The organism is Nocardioides deserti (assembly GCF_014266025.1).
GTDB lineage: Bacteria > Actinomycetota > Actinomycetes > Propionibacteriales > Nocardioidaceae > Nocardioides > Nocardioides deserti.
Map to the genome: position 1 here is coordinate 84,420 of NZ_JACMYC010000002.1, position 16,114 is coordinate 100,533.

The following is a 16,114-nucleotide window of genomic DNA, read 5'->3' on the forward strand; positions in this document are numbered from 1 at the left end:
CTCAGGACCAGTCGGTGCGGACGTCGTCGCCGGGGACGACGGAGGCGGCGGCGGGATGGCGGATGGGGCTGCGGGAGAACCGCGGGGCGGGGGCGGCCTGGAGGTGACCGCCGACCTCGACGTACGCCCCGCGCGCCACGGCGTGCGGGTGCTGGGGCGCCTCGGCGTGGTCGAGCACGGGAGTGACGCAGGCGTCGGTGCCGTCGAAGACGGCCGCCCACTCGTCGCGGGCCCGGGTGACGAACCGCCCGCCGAGCAGCGCGCGTTGCCGCGGCCACCGGGTCGCGTCCCAGCGGTCGCCCACGTGCGCGGGGTCGAGCTCGAGCAGCTCCAGCAGCGTTCGCCAGAACGGTTCCTCGAGAGCGCCGACAGCGACGTGACGCCCGTCCGCGCAGGTGTACGTCGTGTAGCAGGGCGCGCTGCCGTTGAGCAGGTCGCTCGCGCGGTCCCCGCTGCTGCGACCGGCCGCGAGCCAGGACCACTGGAGCTGCCCGAGCAGGTTGGCGCCGTCGACCATCGCGGCGTCGACGACCTGCCCCCGACCGGAGGTGGACCGCTCCAGCAGCGCGGCCAGCACGCCGGCGACGAGCAGCATCGACCCGCCGCCGAAGTCGGCGACCAGGCTGAGCGGCGGCAAGGGCGGGCCGTCGGCGGGGCCCATCAGCCCCAGCAGGCCGGTCGTGGCGAGGTAGTTGATGTCGTGGCCGGCGGCCCGGGCGAGCGGGCCGTCCTGCCCCCAGCCGGTCATCCGGGCGTAGACCAGACGCGGGTTGCGGGCCAGGCAGTCCTCCGGCCCGAGACCGAGCCGCTCGGTCGTGCCGGGCCGGTAGCCCTCGACGAGCACGTCGGCCCGGTCCACGAGGTCGCGGACGAGCGAGAGGTCGGCGGCGTCCTTGAGGTCGGCCTCGACGAGCCGGCGGCCACGCCACATGCCGGCGTCGGCATCGGCCACGCCGTCGGGCCCGGGCTGGCTGGTCCGACGGACCTGTACGACGTCGGCGCCCAGGTCGGCGAGCACCATGCAGGCGTGGGGCACCGGCCCGAGGCCGGCCAGCTCGACGACGCGGATCCCGGCGAGCGGGGCGTTCACGCGTCCGCCCCCGCGCCGGCCCGGCCTGCGCCGGGGCGGCGGCCGAGCACGCCGTCGACCGCGAACCCGACGTACGCCTCGGCGAGCGCCTCGACGTCGTGGTCCTCGCGCAGCCACCACACGATGCCGTTGAGCATGTCGAGGACGGCGATGGCGGCGCGGGTGGGGTCCTCGACCTGCAGGACGCCGGTGCGGACGCCGGCGGCGATGACGTCGCGGACCCGCCGCTGGTAGTAGCGGCGGTAGTCCACGACCTCCGCGCGGTGCTCGGGCGTCAACGCACCGAGCTCACGCAGGCTGACCAGGTGCTCGACCCGGTGCTCGGCGAGGCTGAGCACGTGCGCGCGCACCAGCGCGGCGAGCCGATGGTCAGGCGGACCCTCGGTCTCGAGGACCGGCAGGTGCCGCTCGTCCCAGTCCCGCGTCATCCGCAGCGCGATCGCGTGGAGGATCTCCTCCTTGGAGCCAAAGTGGTTGTAGAGGCTCGCGCCCCTGATGCCGACCGCCTCGGCGATCTCCCGCATCCCGACGCTGTGGTAGCCCTGCTCGGCGAAGCAGCCCGCGGCCGCGACGACGATCTCCTCCCGGCGACGGAGGGTCGCCGGCCGTACGACGGGTGCGGGGGTCTCCCCGTCCGACTGCTCCGGCGCCGAGGCGCGCACCGATCGCTCTGCCAGGACTACTGCGCCCCTTCCCCGTGCGTGCGCCGCAGCTCGCGCTTGAGCAGCTTGCCCTGCGGGTCGGTCGGCAGCTCCGACATGACGTGCACGGCCTTCGGCACCTTGTAGGACGCCATCTCACCACGGCAGTGCTGCCGGAGGTCCTCACCGGCGGTGGTCGACCCTGCGCGGAGCACGACGAACGCGGTCACGACCTCCGACCAGTAGTCGTCGGGCAGGCCGACGACCGCGGCCCGCTCGACGTCGGGGTGGGCCTGCAGGACGCGCTCGACCTCCTGGGAGGAGACGTTGAGCCCGCCGGACTTGATCATGTCCTTGCTGCGGTCGAGGAAGAAGAGGTTGCCCTCGGCGTCGCGGCGCACGATGTCGCCGGTGTGCACCCAGCCGTCGGCGAGCACCTGTGCGGTGCGCTCGGGGTCGCGAAAGTAGCCGGCCATCACCGAGGGGCTGCGGCACCACATCTCGCCGGTGTCGGCGTCGTTGCCCAGCGGGTCGACGACGCGCACCTCGAGGTGGCCGACCGGCTTGCCGATCCACGTCGGATCCTGGTCGGGGATGTCCTCCAGCCGCTTGAACCACCCGACCGAGCCGAGCTGGGTGAGCTCGGACTGGCCCCAGTAGGTGCCCCAGATCGCGCTCGGCGCCGCCTCCGCCCACGCGTTGATCGCGTGCGGGGAGACCTGCCCGCCGTACGTCAGGCAGCGCTCGACCGTGCCCACCGTCTCCGGGCCGAAGTCGGCGTGGTTGGCCAGGGAGATGAAGAACGTCGGGGTCTGGGCGATCACCGAGATGCCCTCGTCGCGGATGAGCCGCAGGGCGGAGCCGGCCTCGACCGTCGCCGGCAGCACCAGCGTCGCGCCGAGGGTGAGCAGCGACGTGGCCGAGCCGATGCCCGCGATCGTGTGGAACGGCATGACGTAGAGCCACACGTCGTCGGGCAGGCACCGCAGTCCCCAGGTGTAGGCCGGCGTCGTGGAGACCAGGTAGTTGCGGTGCGGGATCATCACGCCCTTCGGCGCGGCCTCCGTGCCCGAGGTGTAGACGACCTGGGCGAGGTCGTGCTCGTCGACCTCGCCGTCCGGCTCGGTGTCCGGCGACTCCGCGCACAGCGCGTCGAAGGAGCGCCACGTCGTCTTGCCGCTGCCGGACTCCTCGCCGAGGACGACCCGCTGGGTGGCCGGGCCGCCCTCGAGCGCGGCGTCGACGACCGGGACGAACTCGTCGGCGACCACGACCGCGGCCGGCTCGAGGTGGGCCAGCTGCTGGCCCACCTCGCGGGCACCGAAGAGCGGGCTGACGCCGGAGTACGCCGCGCCGACCTTCAGCGCGCCGTAGTAGGCCACCAGCGTCTCCACCCGGTTGCGGGCCATCACCGCGACCCGGTCGCCCCGGGTGACGCCGAGGCCGAGGAGCGCGTGCGCGAAGCGGTTGGCGCGGGCGTCGAGCTCGGCGTACGTCGTCACCGCGCGGCCGCCGTCGGCGTCGTGGGCGACGACCGCCGGCTTGTCGCGCAGCGTCCGGCCGTGGCGGCGCAGCTGGTCGCCCAAGGTGGCGCGCCCGAGCGGGGAGCGTTGGATGTCGGTCAGCTCAGTCATCGTGTGGCCTCGTTCGTGGTGGTCACGGGTCGTCGCGGTGCTCGCGAGTGGGGCTCAGGCGTACATCGGGGTCGAGAAGTGGTCGCGGAAGGCGATCTCCTCGACGGGGGTGCGGGTGAGCTTCTTCGGGAAGCCCTTCGCGGGGTAGCCGACGCCCAGCAGCGCCGCGGTGAGGAACTCGTCCGGGATGCCGAGCAGCTCCTTGACCTTCGGCTCCTCGGCGCACAGCAGGGTGGTCAGCGCGGAGGCCACACCCTCCTGGCGCAGCGCGAGCGTGAGGTTCTGCACGGTCGGGTAGATCGACGCCCCGCCGACGACGCTGAGGCGCCCCAGCTCGTGGTCGGTGGGGTGGAGGCCCTCGAGCTCGGCGCAGACGACGACGAGGGTCGGCACCTCCGCGAGGTGGTGGGCGAAGTGGTTGGCGCTCTCGACCGTCTTCGGGACGGCGCCGACGGCCTTCGTGCCCTCGACGATCGCGGCGTAGTAGCCCTCCCAGTACGGCAGGTACAGGTCGGCCAGCGCCTGCTTCTTCGCCGGGTCCTGCACGACGATCCAGCGCACGGGCTGGCGGTTGCCGCCCTGCGGACCGAAGCGGGCGTCGTCGAAGGCGCGGTAGAGCACCTCGTCCGGCACCTGCTCGTCGGTGTAGTACCGGCAGGTCCCGGTGGACCGCATCGCCTCGCTGAGCTCCATGGATCTTCCTCTCACTGACTGACCACCGTTAGTGTGATCGCTGTCGCAGAGACTAACGGCTGCCAGTTAGACGTCAACCCCGTGCCGCCAACTTTTGCGAACGCGACTGTTACGAACCGGGAGCCCGCACCGCCGCCACGCGAGACGTCCTCGAGACACTCCTTGGCAGCACGGACTACCGGCTGTTAGTTTTACGGCGTGACCCAGACTGCGGAGCCGACTACCCACCGTCCGGCGGACGCCGACCGTCTCGAGACCGCCCTCGAGGCGGCGAACGTGCCGACGCTCCTCGCGGTGCTCGTCCAGCTCACCGGGGACCAGCGGTGGCTGACCGACCACTACCGGCCCACCCGCCCGCGCGGCATGGACGACAACCGCAGCGGTGGGCTGCCCGACGACGTGCAGGCCGAGATCCGCGCTGCGGTGGCCGAGGCGGTCCGCGAGCACTGGGCCGGGCGCGCGCCCGCGCTGCCGGCGCCGTCCGACGACGACGTGGTGCAGCTGCTGGACTTCACCGCTGGCGAGGAGGTGCCCCACGAGTTCGCGCCGATGATGGCCGAGATCGTCCGCGGCACCCCGACTCCCGCCGTTGCGCCCCTTCGCGCCGGGCACGGCCTCGAGGCGATCGTCGTCGGCGCCGGCATCGCCGGCATGCTCGCCTCCGTCCGCCTGGCCGAGGCCGGTGTCCCGCACGTGGTGCTGGAGAAGAACGACGGCGTGGGCGGCGGGTGGTACGAGAACCGCTACCCCGGCGCCGGCGTCGACACCCCCAGCTACCTCTACTCGTACTCCTTCTTCGACCACGACTGGTCCACCCACTTCGGCAAGCGCGACGAGGTGCAGGCCTACCTCGACGCGTTCGCCGACGCCCACGGGCTGCGCGAGCGGATCCGCTTTCGCACCGAGGTCACGCACGCGTCGTACGACGCCTCCGCCCAGCGCTGGCGGGTCCGCGCCCGCGCCGCGGACGGCACCGAGACCGAGCTCGCCGCGCCGGTGCTCATCAGCGCCGTCGGCCTGCTCAACCGCCCGAAGGTGCCCGCCCTGCCCGGGATCGACTCCTTCGAGGGGCCGCTCTTCCACACCGCGGAGTGGCCCGAGGACCTCCCCGTCTCCGGGCTCGCCGGCAAGCGCGTGGCGATCGTCGGCACCGGCGCCAGCGCGATGCAGGTCGGCCCCGCAATCGTCGACACCGTCGGCTCGCTGAGCGTCTTCCAGCGCTCGCCACAGTGGGTCGCGCCCAACGATCTCTACTTCGAGCCTGTCGGCGACGACGTGCACTGGGTGATGTCGCACGTGCCGTACTACCGCGGCTGGTACCGCGCCCGCCTCTCCTGGATCTTCAACGACAAGGTCCACCCGACCCTGCAGGTGGACCCCGAGTGGCCCGAGGAGCGCGCCTCGATCAACGCCGCCAACCACGGCCACCGCGGCTTCTACGAGCGCTACTTGCGCGCCGAGCTCGGCGACCGCGAGGACCTCGTCGCCAAGTCGCTCCCGGACTACCCGCCCTTCGGCAAGCGGATGCTGCTCGACAACGGGTGGTTCCGGATGCTGCGCCAGCCGCACGTCGAGCTGGTCACCGAGTCGGTCACCGCGGTGACCCCGACCGGGCTGGTGGACTCCGCCGGCGTCGAGCGGGAGTACGACGTCGTCGTGCTCGCGACCGGCTTCCACGCGGACCGGATGCTCTACCCGATGGACGTCGTCGGCCGGACCGGCCGCAGCACCCGCGACGTGTGGGGCGACCACGACGCCCGGGCCTACCTCGGCATCACGATCCCGGAGTTCCCCAACTTCTTCGTGATGACCGGGCCCAACACCGCGCTCGGCCACGGCGGCAGCTACATCACGATCCTGGAGTGCCAGGTGCGCTACATCATGGCCGCGCTCGCGGCGATGGTGCGCGAGGGCGCCGGGGCGCTGGAGTGCCGCGCGGGCGTCTGCGAGGACTACAACCGTCGCGTCGACGATGCCCACGCCCAGATGGTCTGGACCCACCCGGCGATGGACAACTGGTACCGCAACGCCGATGGCCGCGTCGTCTCCGTCCTTCCCTGGCGGATCATCGACTACTGGACCCTCACCCGCGACGTGGACCTCGCGGACTACGTCGTGGAGCCCGTCACCACCCCGACCGCTGGTTGATCACCGCGGTCGCTGCTCTGGCCTCAAGCTCAACCAGCGGTGGGGCGGGCCGCCCCGATCGCCTCCTCCTCCTCGGGGGAGAGCTGCTGCTCGCAGGTCCAGCCGGCGACGTTCTTGGCGTAGGTGCGCGAGTCGCTGCGCCCGTGGATCGAGGTGAGCACGACACCGTTCCCGCCGTCGTCGAGCAGCGCGAGCGACCACGAGAGGTGCCCGCCCATGTCGCCGAACGCGTCGTAGCGCACGACCGCGAGGTGGCGGAGCGCGTCGCGGGTCTCGGCCCGCAGCGCGGCGACCTCCTGGCGCAGGCCGTGCACGTCCTCGGGGAGGGCGTCGACCGGCACGGAGCGCGGGGCCGAGGCGGTGCGCCGCAGCGCGAGCACCGCGAACATGACCGCCACCAGGGCGACCAGCAGGGAGAGCACCGCGAGGACGTCCACGGCGCCGACCCTAGACTGCGGCCGTGCCCGACGCCCGCCGCATCGCCTACCAGGGCGAACCCGGAGCCAACTCGCACATCGTGTGCGCCCAGCACTACCCGGACTGGGAGGCCGTGCCGTGCGCGTCGTTCGAGGACGTCTTCGCCGCCGTCGCGGCCGCCCCAGGAACAGAACCCAGCGCGGACCTGGCGATGATCCCGATCGACAACTCCATCGCCGGGCGGGTGGCCGACATCCACCACTTCCTGCCCGGCTCGGGGCTGCACATCATCGGCGAGCACTTCCTGCGGATCCGCTTCCACCTGATGGGCGTCCCCGGCGCCTCGCTGGACTCGATCCGCACCGTCCACAGCCACGTGCACGCGCTCGGCCAGTGCCGGCGCGTCATCCGCGAGCACGGGCTGACCCCGGTGATCTCCGGCGACACCGCCGGCGCCGCCCGCGAGGTCGCCGAGGCGGGCGACCCGACGCAGGCGGCGATCTCGCCGCCGCTGGCCGCCGACATCTACGGCCTCGAGGTGCTGGCCGAGGACGTCGAGGACGAGGACCACAACACCACCCGGTTCGTGGTGCTGTCCCCCGAGCCGTTCCACGCCGAGCGCGGTGACCGGCCGGTCGTCACCAGCTTTATCTTCAACGTCCGCAACCTGCCGGCCGCGCTCTACAAGGCGCTCGGCGGGTTCGCCACCAACGGCGTGAACATGACCAAGCTGGAGAGCTACATGGTCGGCGGGGAGTTCACCGCGACCCAGTTCCTCTGCGAGGTCGACGGCCACCCCGACGACCCGGGCCTGGCCCGGGCGCTCGAGGAGCTGGCGTTCTTCACCACCGACGTCAAGGTCCTCGGCGTCTACCCCGCCGACCCCTTCCGCTACTGAAAGCTGCACTCCATGGATCTCGCCGTCGCGGCGATCGCCTTCGGCACCATCTTCGTGGTCGAGCTGCCGGACAAGACGTTCCTGGCCACGCTCGTCCTCTCGACGCGGTACCGCCCGCTGCTGGTGTGGCTGGGGGTCGGGCTGGCCTTCGCGGTGCAGACGACGATCGCCGTGCTGCTGGGCCACGCGGCGTCGTTCCTGCCCGAGGAGGTGGTGAAGATCGCCGCCGCCGTGCTGTTCCTCGTCGGCGCGTTCGTGCTGCTGCGCGAGGCGCGGGCGCACCAGCGGGAGGCCGCCGCCGACGAGGGCGACGAGTTCGCCGAGAAGGCCAGGCCGGCGACCGGCTGGCGCGCGGTGCTGGCGTCGTTCCTGGTGCTGCTCGCCGCCGAGTGGGGCGACCTGAGCCAGCTGCTGACGATCTCGCTGGTGGCTCGCTACGAGGCGCCGCTCGAGGTCTTCCTCGGTGCCCTCGGCGCGCTGCTCGCGGTCAGTGGCCTCGCGGTGGTCGTCGGGCGCGCACTCATGCGGTGGGTGCCGATGCACGTGCTCTTCTACGCCGGCGCCGCGGTCTGCCTGGTGCTGGAGGCGTTCCTGATCTGGGAGCTCGTGCGCTGAGCGGCCTACAGTTCCGGCCATGAGCGAGCCCGCGAGCACCGACGCTGCCCGGAACGCCGTCCCGCACGGGGCGGACAGCGAGGTCGGTCGCCTGCGGACGGTCGTGCTGCACCGCCCGGGCCCGGAGCTCAAGCGGCTGACCCCGCGCAACAACGACAAGCTGCTCTTCGACGGCATCCCGTGGGTGGCCCGCGCCCAGGAGGAGCACGACGCCTTCGCGGAGGCGCTGCGCGGCCGCGACGTCGAGGTGCTCTACCTGACCGAGCTGCTGACCGAGACCCTCGAGCAGGAGTCGGCACGGAACCACGCGATCACCTCGGCGCTGACCGGGCTGCACCTCGGCGACACGATGCGCGGCTACCTCGCCGGGTTCCTGCGCGACGCCTCGCCGGCGGAGCTGACGGAGTACCTCACCGCCGGCATCCGCAACGACGAGGTCCGCGGCGGCTTCGGCCTGGTGACCTCGCTGCTCGCCCGCGACGACTTCCTCGTCGACCCGCTGCCGAACCTGCTGTTCACCCGCGACTCGAGCGTCTGGGTCCGCGACCGGGTCGCGATCACGTCGCTGTCGATGCCGGCCCGGAAGCGCGAGACCCAGCTGACCGAGCTCATCTACACCGAGCACCCGCGCTTCCGCGGGACGCGTCGCCTGCACGGCTGGCACAACGAGCACGTCGAGGGCGGCGACGTGCTGCTGCTCGCACCTGGCGTGATCGCGGTCGGCGTCGGCGAGCGGACGACGCCCGCGGGCGTCGAGCGGCTCGCCCGGCAGGTCTTCCACGCCGACCTGGCCCACACGGTGCTCGCGGTGCCCATCGCCCAGGAGCGGGCCACCATGCACCTCGACACGGTCTGCACGATGGTCGACGTCGACAAGATCGTGATGTACCCCAACATCGCCGACTCCCTCACGGCGTACGCCGTCACGCTGGCCGAGCCGGCCGACGACGCCGGCGCGCAGGTGCTCGAGGTGGCTCGCGCCGAACCGTTCCTGGTGGCGGCCGCGCGGGCGATGGGCATCGACGCGCTCCACCAGATCGACACCGGCCTGGACCCCGTGACCGCCGAGCGCGAGCAGTGGGACGACGGCAACAACACCCTCGCGCTCGCCCCGCGGGTGGCGGTGGCCTACGAGCGCAACGTCGAGACCAACGACCGCCTCGAGGCGGCCGGCATCGAGGTCGTGCGGATCGCCGGCTCCGAGCTGGGCTCCGGACGCGGCGGCCCGCGCTGCATGAGCTGCCCGGTCGCGCGCGACCCGCTGCCTGCCTGAGGTCGCGTTCCCGCTCGCGCCTGCGGGGGGTGTGTCGGCTGTCTCCTTTCCAGGTCAGGGGCGGTCTGCGAGGATCGGCGTCGGGAGGGGACCCGCCGTCGCACCGTTCGCGGTGAGGAAGGAACGCACATGAGCGTCTCGTTCTTCGAGAGCTTCACCCCGCAGGAGGTCGCCCGGATCAGTGCCGCCGGCACCCGGGTGCACCTGCCCGAGGGCTGGTCGCCGATCTCGGAGCGGACCCCTGCCGACAAGGCGTACATCCTGCTCGAGGGGCGCGTGTCGGTCCGTCGGGGCAAGGAGGAGATCGCGCAGCTCGGGCCGGGCGACATCATGGGCGAGAAGGCCATCGTCGGGCACTCGCTGCGCACCGCCTCGATCGTCGCGCTGACCCCGCTGGACCTCATCCACCTCACGGCCGAGGCCGTCGAGAAGCTGTGCGACGAGATGCCGTCGTTCCGCGAGGCGTTGAACGCCGTGGTCCAGTCCCGCTAGCCGTGGCCGACGGCGCCGGGGGCGACCGGCTCGACCTGACCGGCGCCGTCGACGCGGTCGAGCGGTTCCTCCTCGAGGGGACGCCTAGCCTCACCCGCGACCAGGTGCTGGAGCAGTCCGGCGTCGACGAGGAGGTCGCCGAGGAGCTGTGGCGGTGGCTGGGGTTCCCCCAGGCCGACCACGACGACGTCGCGTTCACCCCGCTCGACGTCGCGTCGCTGCGGCAGGCCGTCGAGCTGGTCGAGCTCGGCGTCCTCACCGAGGACCGGCAGGCCGCGCTGGTGCGCACGTGGGGCCGCAGCTTCGCCCGGCTGGCCGAGTGGCAGACCACGCTGCTGGCCGACGTCGCGCTCGAGGAGGGCGTGGGCGACCCGGTGGCCCGGGTCGCTGAGCTGGCCGAGGAGGTGCTCCCCCGGGTGGAGGCGCTGCAGGCCTACGTGTGGCGCCGCCACCTGGTCAGCGCCGCCGGACGGCTGCTGGCGGTCGACACCCCCGGATCGCCCGCCGCCCCGCTGGCCGTCGTCTTCGTCGACATCGTCGGCTACACCTCGCGCAGCAAGTCCCTCGACGAGGCCGGCCTGGTCGGCTGGCTCGAGGGCTTCGAGTCGGTCTGCACCGACATCGCCGTCGAGCACGGCGGACGCGTCATCAAGAACATCGGCGACGAGGTCCTGCTGGTCGCCGACGACCCGGCCGCCGCGGCGGCGGCGGCGCTGGCGATGGTCGAGCGCGGGGCGGACGAGGACGACCCGTTCCCGCAGGTGCGCGCCGGCATGGCGTACGGCGAGGTGGTCAGCCGGCTCGGCGACGTGTTCGGCCCGACGGTCAACATCGCGGCGCGGCTGACCTCGGTCGCCCGGCCGGGCACGGTGCTGGTCGATCGCGGAGCCTACGAGGCGCTCTCCGGCCGCACCGACGACGAGGCCGGGACCGAGGCCGACGAGGACGACGGCGTCGGCGACCCGCGCCCGGGCACCGACGACCGGCCGTACCGCTTCCGCCGGGTGCGGCGCACGTCGGTCAAGGGCTACTCGCGGCTCCAGCCGTGGGTGCTGCGCCGAGCGGCGGGGTGAGGCGTGCTGGCGAGAGGGGCACGGACCGTGCCCCTCTCGCCATCGGTCAGCGGATCGTCACCTGACGGCCGGCGAGGCCGGACCGGGCGGAGCGCTCCTCGGAGGTGAGGTCGGAGGTATCGGCCAGCGCCTCGGCGAGGTCCTGGGCGAACCGGTCTGCCGGCTCCTCCAGTGCCTCCGCGCCCGTGCCGAGCGGCAGGTCCCAGACCGGGGCGAGCAGGCCGTGCGCGCGGAACATCCCGACGAAGCGCGAGTCCGGCACCAGCACGTCGCGGCCTGCGACGTGCAGCCGCGCGAGCGCGGTGAGCAGCTCGTCCTCGGGCTCGGGCATCACCCAGCGCAGGTGCTCCTTGGTGCCGACGTTGGTCCAGTACGCCGCCTCGACGCCGGTCAGGCGGGCCGTCGGGGTCGCGGCGCCGTTGGCCTGCTCGAGGGCGGCCTCCATCCCGGTGGTGTCCTCGAGGTCGGCGATCCAGAACTCGAAGCCCTCGTGCACGGTGACGTCGAGCTTGTCGCCCGTCACCAGGTCCTGCAGGCGCGGGCCCTCGACGGGCGGCTCCACCATGCTGACGATGCCCGGCTCGTCGGCCGCGAGGGCGGCCTGGAGCGCCGCGGCGAGGTCGCGCGACGGGTCGCCGAAGGCGTGCTGGACCTGGAGGCCGAGCCAGGTCTGGCCGCTCTCGCGCGCCATCGCGGGGGCCGCCATCGGCAGCAGCGAGGCGAGCAGCACGGTCCGCTCCGGGTCGTCCTTGAGCGTCAGCGGCGCGGTCGCGGCGGGCACGAGCTCGCGCATCGCGACGATGTCGCACTCCGAGGGCAGGCCCTCGAAGGGGCGGGCGACGTACGCCGCGACCGCGCCGCCCGGCGCGCCGTGGCACGCCTTGTAGCGCTTGCCCGAGCCGCACGGGCAGGGCTGGCGCGGGCCGACCGCGCCCTCGGCGGGAGCGGCGCCGGCCGTCGTACGGGACTTGGTGCGGGACTTCTTCGCCATGGGCGAAGACTAGGTGTACCGAGAAGTCAGGCGCCGAGCTGGTCGAGGACGTACGCCGGGCGGTCGGTGATGACCGCCTTGACGCCCAGCTCCAGGCACAGGTCGAGGTGGTCGCGGCTGTTGACCGTCCACACGTGCATGTCGTGCCCGGCGCGGGTGATGCGCGGGCCGAGCCACCGGTGGTCGGCGAGCTCCTCGACGCCCGGACCGACCAGCCAGTCCTTGCCGATGACCCGGCGCAGCGCCGGCCAGTACTGCGCGCGCTCCATCAGCATCACCAGGGGCACCTCCGGCGCGAGGCGCTCGACCCGCTGCAGCGCGGTGAAGCTGAAGCTCATCACCCGGGCGGGCGTGCCGGCCCGGTCCCAGCCGAAGTCGCGCAGCAGCTCGACGACCCGCTTCTCCACCAACCCGCTGTACCGCGTCGGGTGCTTGGTCTCGATCGCCACCTCGATGCGGCGGTCGTAGTCGGCGGCGACCTCGCACAGCTTGCGCAGCGTGAGCACGCGGTCGTGCTCCTCGTCGCGCTCCGGCGCCTCGTCGTCGAGGTCGGCCCAGGGGTTCTTCCAGGAGGCGAAGTCGAGCTCGGCCAGCTCGGCGAGCTCCATCGTCGAGACCACGCCGCGACGGGTGGCGGTCCGCTTGACGTTGCGGTCGTGCACGCAGACCAGGTGGCCGTCTGCGGTCAGCCGGACGTCGCACTCGAGTGCGTCGGCGCCGGCGTCCAGCGCGGCGACGTACGCCCCGAGCGTGTGCTCGGCCCGCTCCTCGCTGGCGCCGCGGTGGGCGACGACCTGCGGACGGCTCGCCGGGACGGGGTCGGGACGCACCGGTCCATCGTCCCCCACCGGCTCAGCGGGCGCGCAGGAAGCGGCCGAAGTGGGGCACGGTGAACGCGACCGAGCCCCGCTCGCCGGAGTAGACCAGGCCCTTCTTGATCAGCCCGTCGCGCGCCGGGGAGAGCGACTGCGGCTTGCGGTCGAGGTGGCGGGCCACCTCGGCGGTGGCCACCGGGCCGTCGCCCGTGGCGCCGTCCGCCCCCAGGTCGGCCATCGCGGTCATGTAGTCGCGCTCGGCCGGCGTCGCCCGCTCGTAGCGCGCCCCGAAGAAGCCGATCGCCAGCTCCGCCTCGGCCAGCGGCGCGGCCTCGGCGACGTCGTCGACACCGATCGGCGAGCCGACCGCGGCGTCCCAGACGACCTTGCCGTAGGCCTGCACGAAGTAGGGGTAGCCGTCGGTGAGGCGGTAGAGCTCGTCGAGCGCCTCCTGCTCGAACTCCACGCCTTCGTCGGCCGCCGGCACCCGCCAGGCCCGGTCGGCCATCTCGCGCGGCAGCCGGTCGACGGAGACGTAGCGGAAGAGGCGCTCGGAGTAGGACCGCGACGCCGCCAGCGCCACCGGCAGGTGCGGCAGGCCCGCACCGACCACGACCAGCGGCGCGCCCTGCTGGCTGATCTCGTGGCACGCACCGCACAGCGCGGCCAGCTCGCCGGCCTCGATGTCCTGCATCTCGTCGACGAAGACCGCGATCCCGACGCCGAGGTCGCCGGCCAGGCTCGCGACGTCGGTGAACAGCTCGAGCAGGTCCAGCTCCAGGTCGCCGGAGTCCGCGCGGCCCTTGGTGGCCGGCACGTCGAGCGGAGGCACCCAGCCGAGGCCCTTGCGGTCGGCGAGGGTCGTGCGCAGCGCGTACGCCTTGAGCACGCCGGCCACCTGATCGACGCGGTCGGGGTCGCGGTGGCGGTGGGCGACCTCCCGCACCGCGGCGTGGACCGCCTGCGCCACCGGCACCCGGATGCTGCGGTCGGGCCGCGCCTCGATCTTGCCGGTCCCCCACGCCCGCTTCACCGCCTGGCTGCGCAGCGCGTTGAGCAGCACGGTCTTCCCGACGCCGCGGAGACCGGAGAGCACCATGCTCCGCTCCGGCCGCCCCGCCGCCACCCGCTCCAGGGTGATGTCGAACTGCTCCAGCTCGCGGTCGCGCCCCGCCAGCTCCGGCGGGCGCTGGCCGGCGCCCGGCGCGTACGGGTTGCGGATCGGGTCCATGGCTCGACGGTATCGGCGATATCCCGATGTCTAGGGGATCCGCTAGACGCGTGTCGACAGCGACAGCGACAGCGGCGCCGCGGGCGGGTGCAGACGCGTCAGCCGGCGGAGTCGAGCCGGCGGCCGAGGGCGACGTCGTACTGCTGGTCGAGACCGGTGCGCAGCGCCTCGACGAGAGCGGGGACCTCGTCGACGGGGAGCCGGAAGGACCCGGAGCAGACGTTGCCGTGCCACAGCGACAGCACGACCAGGCCGGACTCGTGGTGCCACGAGACCCGCAGCGCGCGGTCGCCACCTCGGGCGTCGAGGTGGATGGAGCCCGAGACCGGGAGCGGGCGCGCGGCGGTCATCGACCCATGGTGCCCCCGAGGAGTGGTCCCTGTCACGGGGTCGGGCCAAGGGGTACCGCGACGTCGTGCGCGGCTTCGACTACTCCCTCGACTACGCCTCGCTCGACCTGCGCGAGCACCCGGAGCTGTACGCCGTGGGTCGCGGCGAGCAGGGCGTGTTCCACGTCGAGCCCTACAAGTCCGAGCTGCTGCCGCTGTGGGAGTTCGCGACGGTGGAGAAGGCGGAGCGGTCGAGCGCGGCGATCACCGAGCGGTTCCGGGGCTACCTCGCGGACGGCGACTTCGTCGGGGCGGACCTGGCGCGCAAGTACCTCCAGATGGGCTACACCCGCGCCCGCCGGTACGCCAACCGGCAGGAGGGCGAGAAGGCGCAGGTCAAGGCGCAGGCTGCGGCGGTGTTCAAGGCCGCGTGGGACGCGGCGGCCGGCGACGCGACGTACCGCCGGCTCCGCCAGGAGCACCGCGAGAAGTACGACGCCTGAGCCGGACCCGCTGCTGGACGGGGATGGCTAGGCTCGCGACGTGCCCGAGCTGCCCGAGGTGGAAGCGCTGGCCCTCGACCTCAAGGGCCGGCTCGACGGACGCGCGATCGTCAAGGTGCACATCGCGGCGTTCAGTGCGCTGAAGACCTTCGACCCGCCGCTGTCGGCGCTCGAGGGCACGCTGGTCGACGACGTGACGCGGCACGGCAAGTTCCTCGACCTCGACTGCTCCGGCACCCACCTGGTGCTGCACCTGGCCCGCGCCGGCTGGGTGCGGTGGCGCGACGAGGTGCCGACGATCCCGCCGAAGCCCAGCAACAAGTCGACGCTGGCGGTGCGGATCGTGCTCGACGACGGCTCCGGGCTCGACGTCACCGAGGCGGGCACGCGCAAGAGCCTGGCGATGTACGTCGTGCGCGACCCCCACGACGTGCCCGGCATCGCCACCCTCGGCCCCGACCCGCTGACCGACGACTTCACCGCCGAGCGGCTCGGCGAGATCCTCCAGCGCGAGGGGCGCAAGCAGATCAAGGGCGTGCTGCGCCACCAGGGCACGATCGCGGGGATCGGCAACGCCTACTCCGACGAGATCCTGCACGCGGCGCGGATGTCGCCGTACAAGCCGGCGAGCTCGATCGAGGGCGAGGAGCTGCAGAGCCTGTACGCCGCGTTGCGCACCACCATCGGCGACGCGGTCGACCGCTCGCGCGGCCTCGCGGCGAGCGAGCTGAAGGGCGAGAAGAAGTCGCACCTCGCCGTCCACGGCCGCACCGGCCAGCCGTGCCCGGTCTGCGGCGACACCGTCCGCGAGGTGTCCTTCGCCGACTCGAGCCTGCAGTACTGCCCCGCCTGCCAGACCGGCGGCAAGCCGCTCGCCGACCGGCGGATGTCGAAGCTGCTCAAGTAGTCGCCACACTGGACCCATGAACGGAATCCCGACGGTGACCATCGACGGCGTGCCGGACCCGCTCCCGGAGGGGCTAGCGGTGCTCGACGTCCGCGAGCCGGTCGAGTGGCAGCACGGCCACATCGAGGGCGCGGTGCACGTGCCGCTGATGGACCTGCCGCAGCGGCTGGCCGACCTGCCGACGGGGCAGACGCTGGTGGTGTGCAAGGTCGGCGGGCGCTCGGCGCAGGCGGTGGGCTACCTGGCGCAGCAGGGGTTCGACGTGGTCAACCTCGACGGCGGGATGCTCGACTGGCAGGCGGCCGGCCGGCCGATGGTCAGCGAGACCGGCCAGCCGCCCCAGGTCGTCTGACCCCCCGACCGA

General features: G+C 73.1%; 18 protein-coding genes. 9 read left to right on the forward strand and 9 right to left on the reverse strand.

Going from position 1 to position 16,114, the window contains the following annotated elements:
• Window position 1 precedes the first annotated feature (1 nt).
• The 4 genes from H7344_RS03810 to H7344_RS03825 are packed head-to-tail and all read right to left on the reverse strand — an operon-like array spanning window position 2 to window position 4,058.
• Window positions 2–1,090: a CaiB/BaiF CoA transferase family protein gene (locus H7344_RS03810; protein ID WP_186344707.1), complete on the reverse strand. Its 1,089-nt coding sequence runs from the start codon at window positions 1,088–1,090 to the stop codon at window positions 2–4.
• Window positions 1,087–1,752, reverse strand: coding sequence for a TetR/AcrR family transcriptional regulator (locus H7344_RS03815; RefSeq protein WP_222130246.1), 666 nt, complete (start codon window positions 1,750–1,752; stop codon window positions 1,087–1,089). The genes H7344_RS03810 and H7344_RS03815 overlap by 4 nt, the downstream gene beginning before the upstream one ends.
• 17 nt (window positions 1,753–1,769) lie before the next feature.
• Window positions 1,770–3,365, reverse strand: coding sequence for a class I adenylate-forming enzyme family protein (locus H7344_RS03820; RefSeq protein ID WP_186344708.1), 1,596 nt, complete (start codon window positions 3,363–3,365; stop codon window positions 1,770–1,772).
• Between the two features lie 54 nt (window positions 3,366–3,419).
• The gene (locus tag H7344_RS03825) at window positions 3,420–4,058 is read right to left on the reverse strand and encodes a nitroreductase family protein (RefSeq protein WP_186344709.1); all 639 of its coding nucleotides are present in this window, start codon (window positions 4,056–4,058) and stop codon (window positions 3,420–3,422) included.
• Between the two features lie 198 nt (window positions 4,059–4,256).
• On the opposite strand from H7344_RS03825, the gene H7344_RS03830 reads away from it, so the two are divergent.
• Window positions 4,257–6,206 carry a flavin-containing monooxygenase gene (locus H7344_RS03830; RefSeq protein WP_186344710.1) on the forward strand — a complete coding sequence of 650 codons (1,950 nt, stop codon included), beginning with the start codon at window positions 4,257–4,259 and terminating at the stop codon, window positions 6,204–6,206.
• A 29-nt stretch (window positions 6,207–6,235) separates the two neighbouring features.
• Here the strand turns inward: H7344_RS03830 and H7344_RS03835 are convergent, their stop codons facing one another.
• Window positions 6,236–6,643: a DUF4446 family protein gene (locus tag H7344_RS03835; protein ID WP_229706997.1), complete on the reverse strand. Its 408-nt coding sequence runs from the start codon at window positions 6,641–6,643 to the stop codon at window positions 6,236–6,238.
• A gap of 23 nt (window positions 6,644–6,666) precedes the next feature.
• Between H7344_RS03835 and H7344_RS03840 the strand changes: the two genes are divergently transcribed.
• From H7344_RS03840 to H7344_RS03860, 5 genes are all read left to right on the forward strand, one after another.
• The gene (locus H7344_RS03840) at window positions 6,667–7,521 is read left to right on the forward strand and encodes a prephenate dehydratase (RefSeq protein ID WP_186344711.1); all 855 of its coding nucleotides are present in this window, start codon (window positions 6,667–6,669) and stop codon (window positions 7,519–7,521) included.
• A 12-nt stretch (window positions 7,522–7,533) separates the two neighbouring features.
• A complete protein-coding gene (locus H7344_RS03845) occupies window positions 7,534–8,136 on the forward strand; it encodes a TMEM165/GDT1 family protein (protein WP_186344712.1) in 603 nt (200 codons plus the stop codon).
• A gap of 19 nt (window positions 8,137–8,155) precedes the next feature.
• Window positions 8,156–9,409: an arginine deiminase gene (locus H7344_RS03850; protein WP_186344713.1), complete on the forward strand. Its 1,254-nt coding sequence runs from the start codon at window positions 8,156–8,158 to the stop codon at window positions 9,407–9,409.
• Between the two features lie 129 nt (window positions 9,410–9,538).
• Window positions 9,539–9,901, forward strand: a complete 363-nt coding sequence (locus H7344_RS03855) for a Crp/Fnr family transcriptional regulator (protein ID WP_186344714.1) — start codon at window positions 9,539–9,541, stop codon at window positions 9,899–9,901.
• 2 nt (window positions 9,902–9,903) lie between these two features.
• On the forward strand, window positions 9,904–10,974 hold the full coding sequence (locus H7344_RS03860) for an adenylate/guanylate cyclase domain-containing protein (protein WP_229706998.1): 1,071 nt from the start codon (window positions 9,904–9,906) through the stop codon (window positions 10,972–10,974).
• Between the two features lie 46 nt (window positions 10,975–11,020).
• Here H7344_RS03860 and H7344_RS03865 read toward each other — a convergent pair whose 3' ends face one another.
• From H7344_RS03865 to H7344_RS03880, 4 genes are all read right to left on the reverse strand, one after another.
• Complete coding sequence (locus H7344_RS03865) at window positions 11,021–11,965, reverse strand: DUF5926 family protein (RefSeq protein ID WP_186344715.1); 945 nt, start codon at window positions 11,963–11,965, stop codon at window positions 11,021–11,023.
• 26 nt (window positions 11,966–11,991) lie between these two features.
• Window positions 11,992–12,795 (reverse strand): glycerophosphodiester phosphodiesterase family protein, encoded by an 804-nt coding sequence (locus H7344_RS03870; protein ID WP_186344716.1) that lies wholly within the window; start codon window positions 12,793–12,795, stop codon window positions 11,992–11,994.
• 22 nt (window positions 12,796–12,817) lie between these two features.
• Window positions 12,818–14,011 (reverse strand): ATP-binding protein, encoded by a 1,194-nt coding sequence (locus H7344_RS03875; protein WP_186344717.1) that lies wholly within the window; start codon window positions 14,009–14,011, stop codon window positions 12,818–12,820.
• Window positions 14,012–14,109: 98 nt separating this feature from the next.
• On the reverse strand, window positions 14,110–14,361 hold the full coding sequence (locus H7344_RS03880; protein ID WP_166191721.1) for a hypothetical protein: 252 nt from the start codon (window positions 14,359–14,361) through the stop codon (window positions 14,110–14,112).
• Between the two features lie 65 nt (window positions 14,362–14,426).
• On the opposite strand from H7344_RS03880, the gene H7344_RS03885 reads away from it, so the two are divergent.
• The 3 genes from H7344_RS03885 to H7344_RS03895 are packed head-to-tail and all read left to right on the forward strand — an operon-like array spanning window position 14,427 to window position 16,102.
• A complete protein-coding gene (locus H7344_RS03885) occupies window positions 14,427–14,843 on the forward strand; it encodes a DUF4385 family protein (RefSeq protein ID WP_186344718.1) in 417 nt (138 codons plus the stop codon).
• Between the two features lie 40 nt (window positions 14,844–14,883).
• Window positions 14,884–15,750, forward strand: a complete 867-nt coding sequence (locus tag H7344_RS03890) for an Fpg/Nei family DNA glycosylase (protein ID WP_186344719.1) — start codon at window positions 14,884–14,886, stop codon at window positions 15,748–15,750.
• A gap of 16 nt (window positions 15,751–15,766) precedes the next feature.
• Window positions 15,767–16,102, forward strand: coding sequence for a rhodanese-like domain-containing protein (locus H7344_RS03895; protein WP_166191712.1), 336 nt, complete (start codon window positions 15,767–15,769; stop codon window positions 16,100–16,102).
• Window positions 16,103–16,114 lie beyond the last annotated feature (12 nt).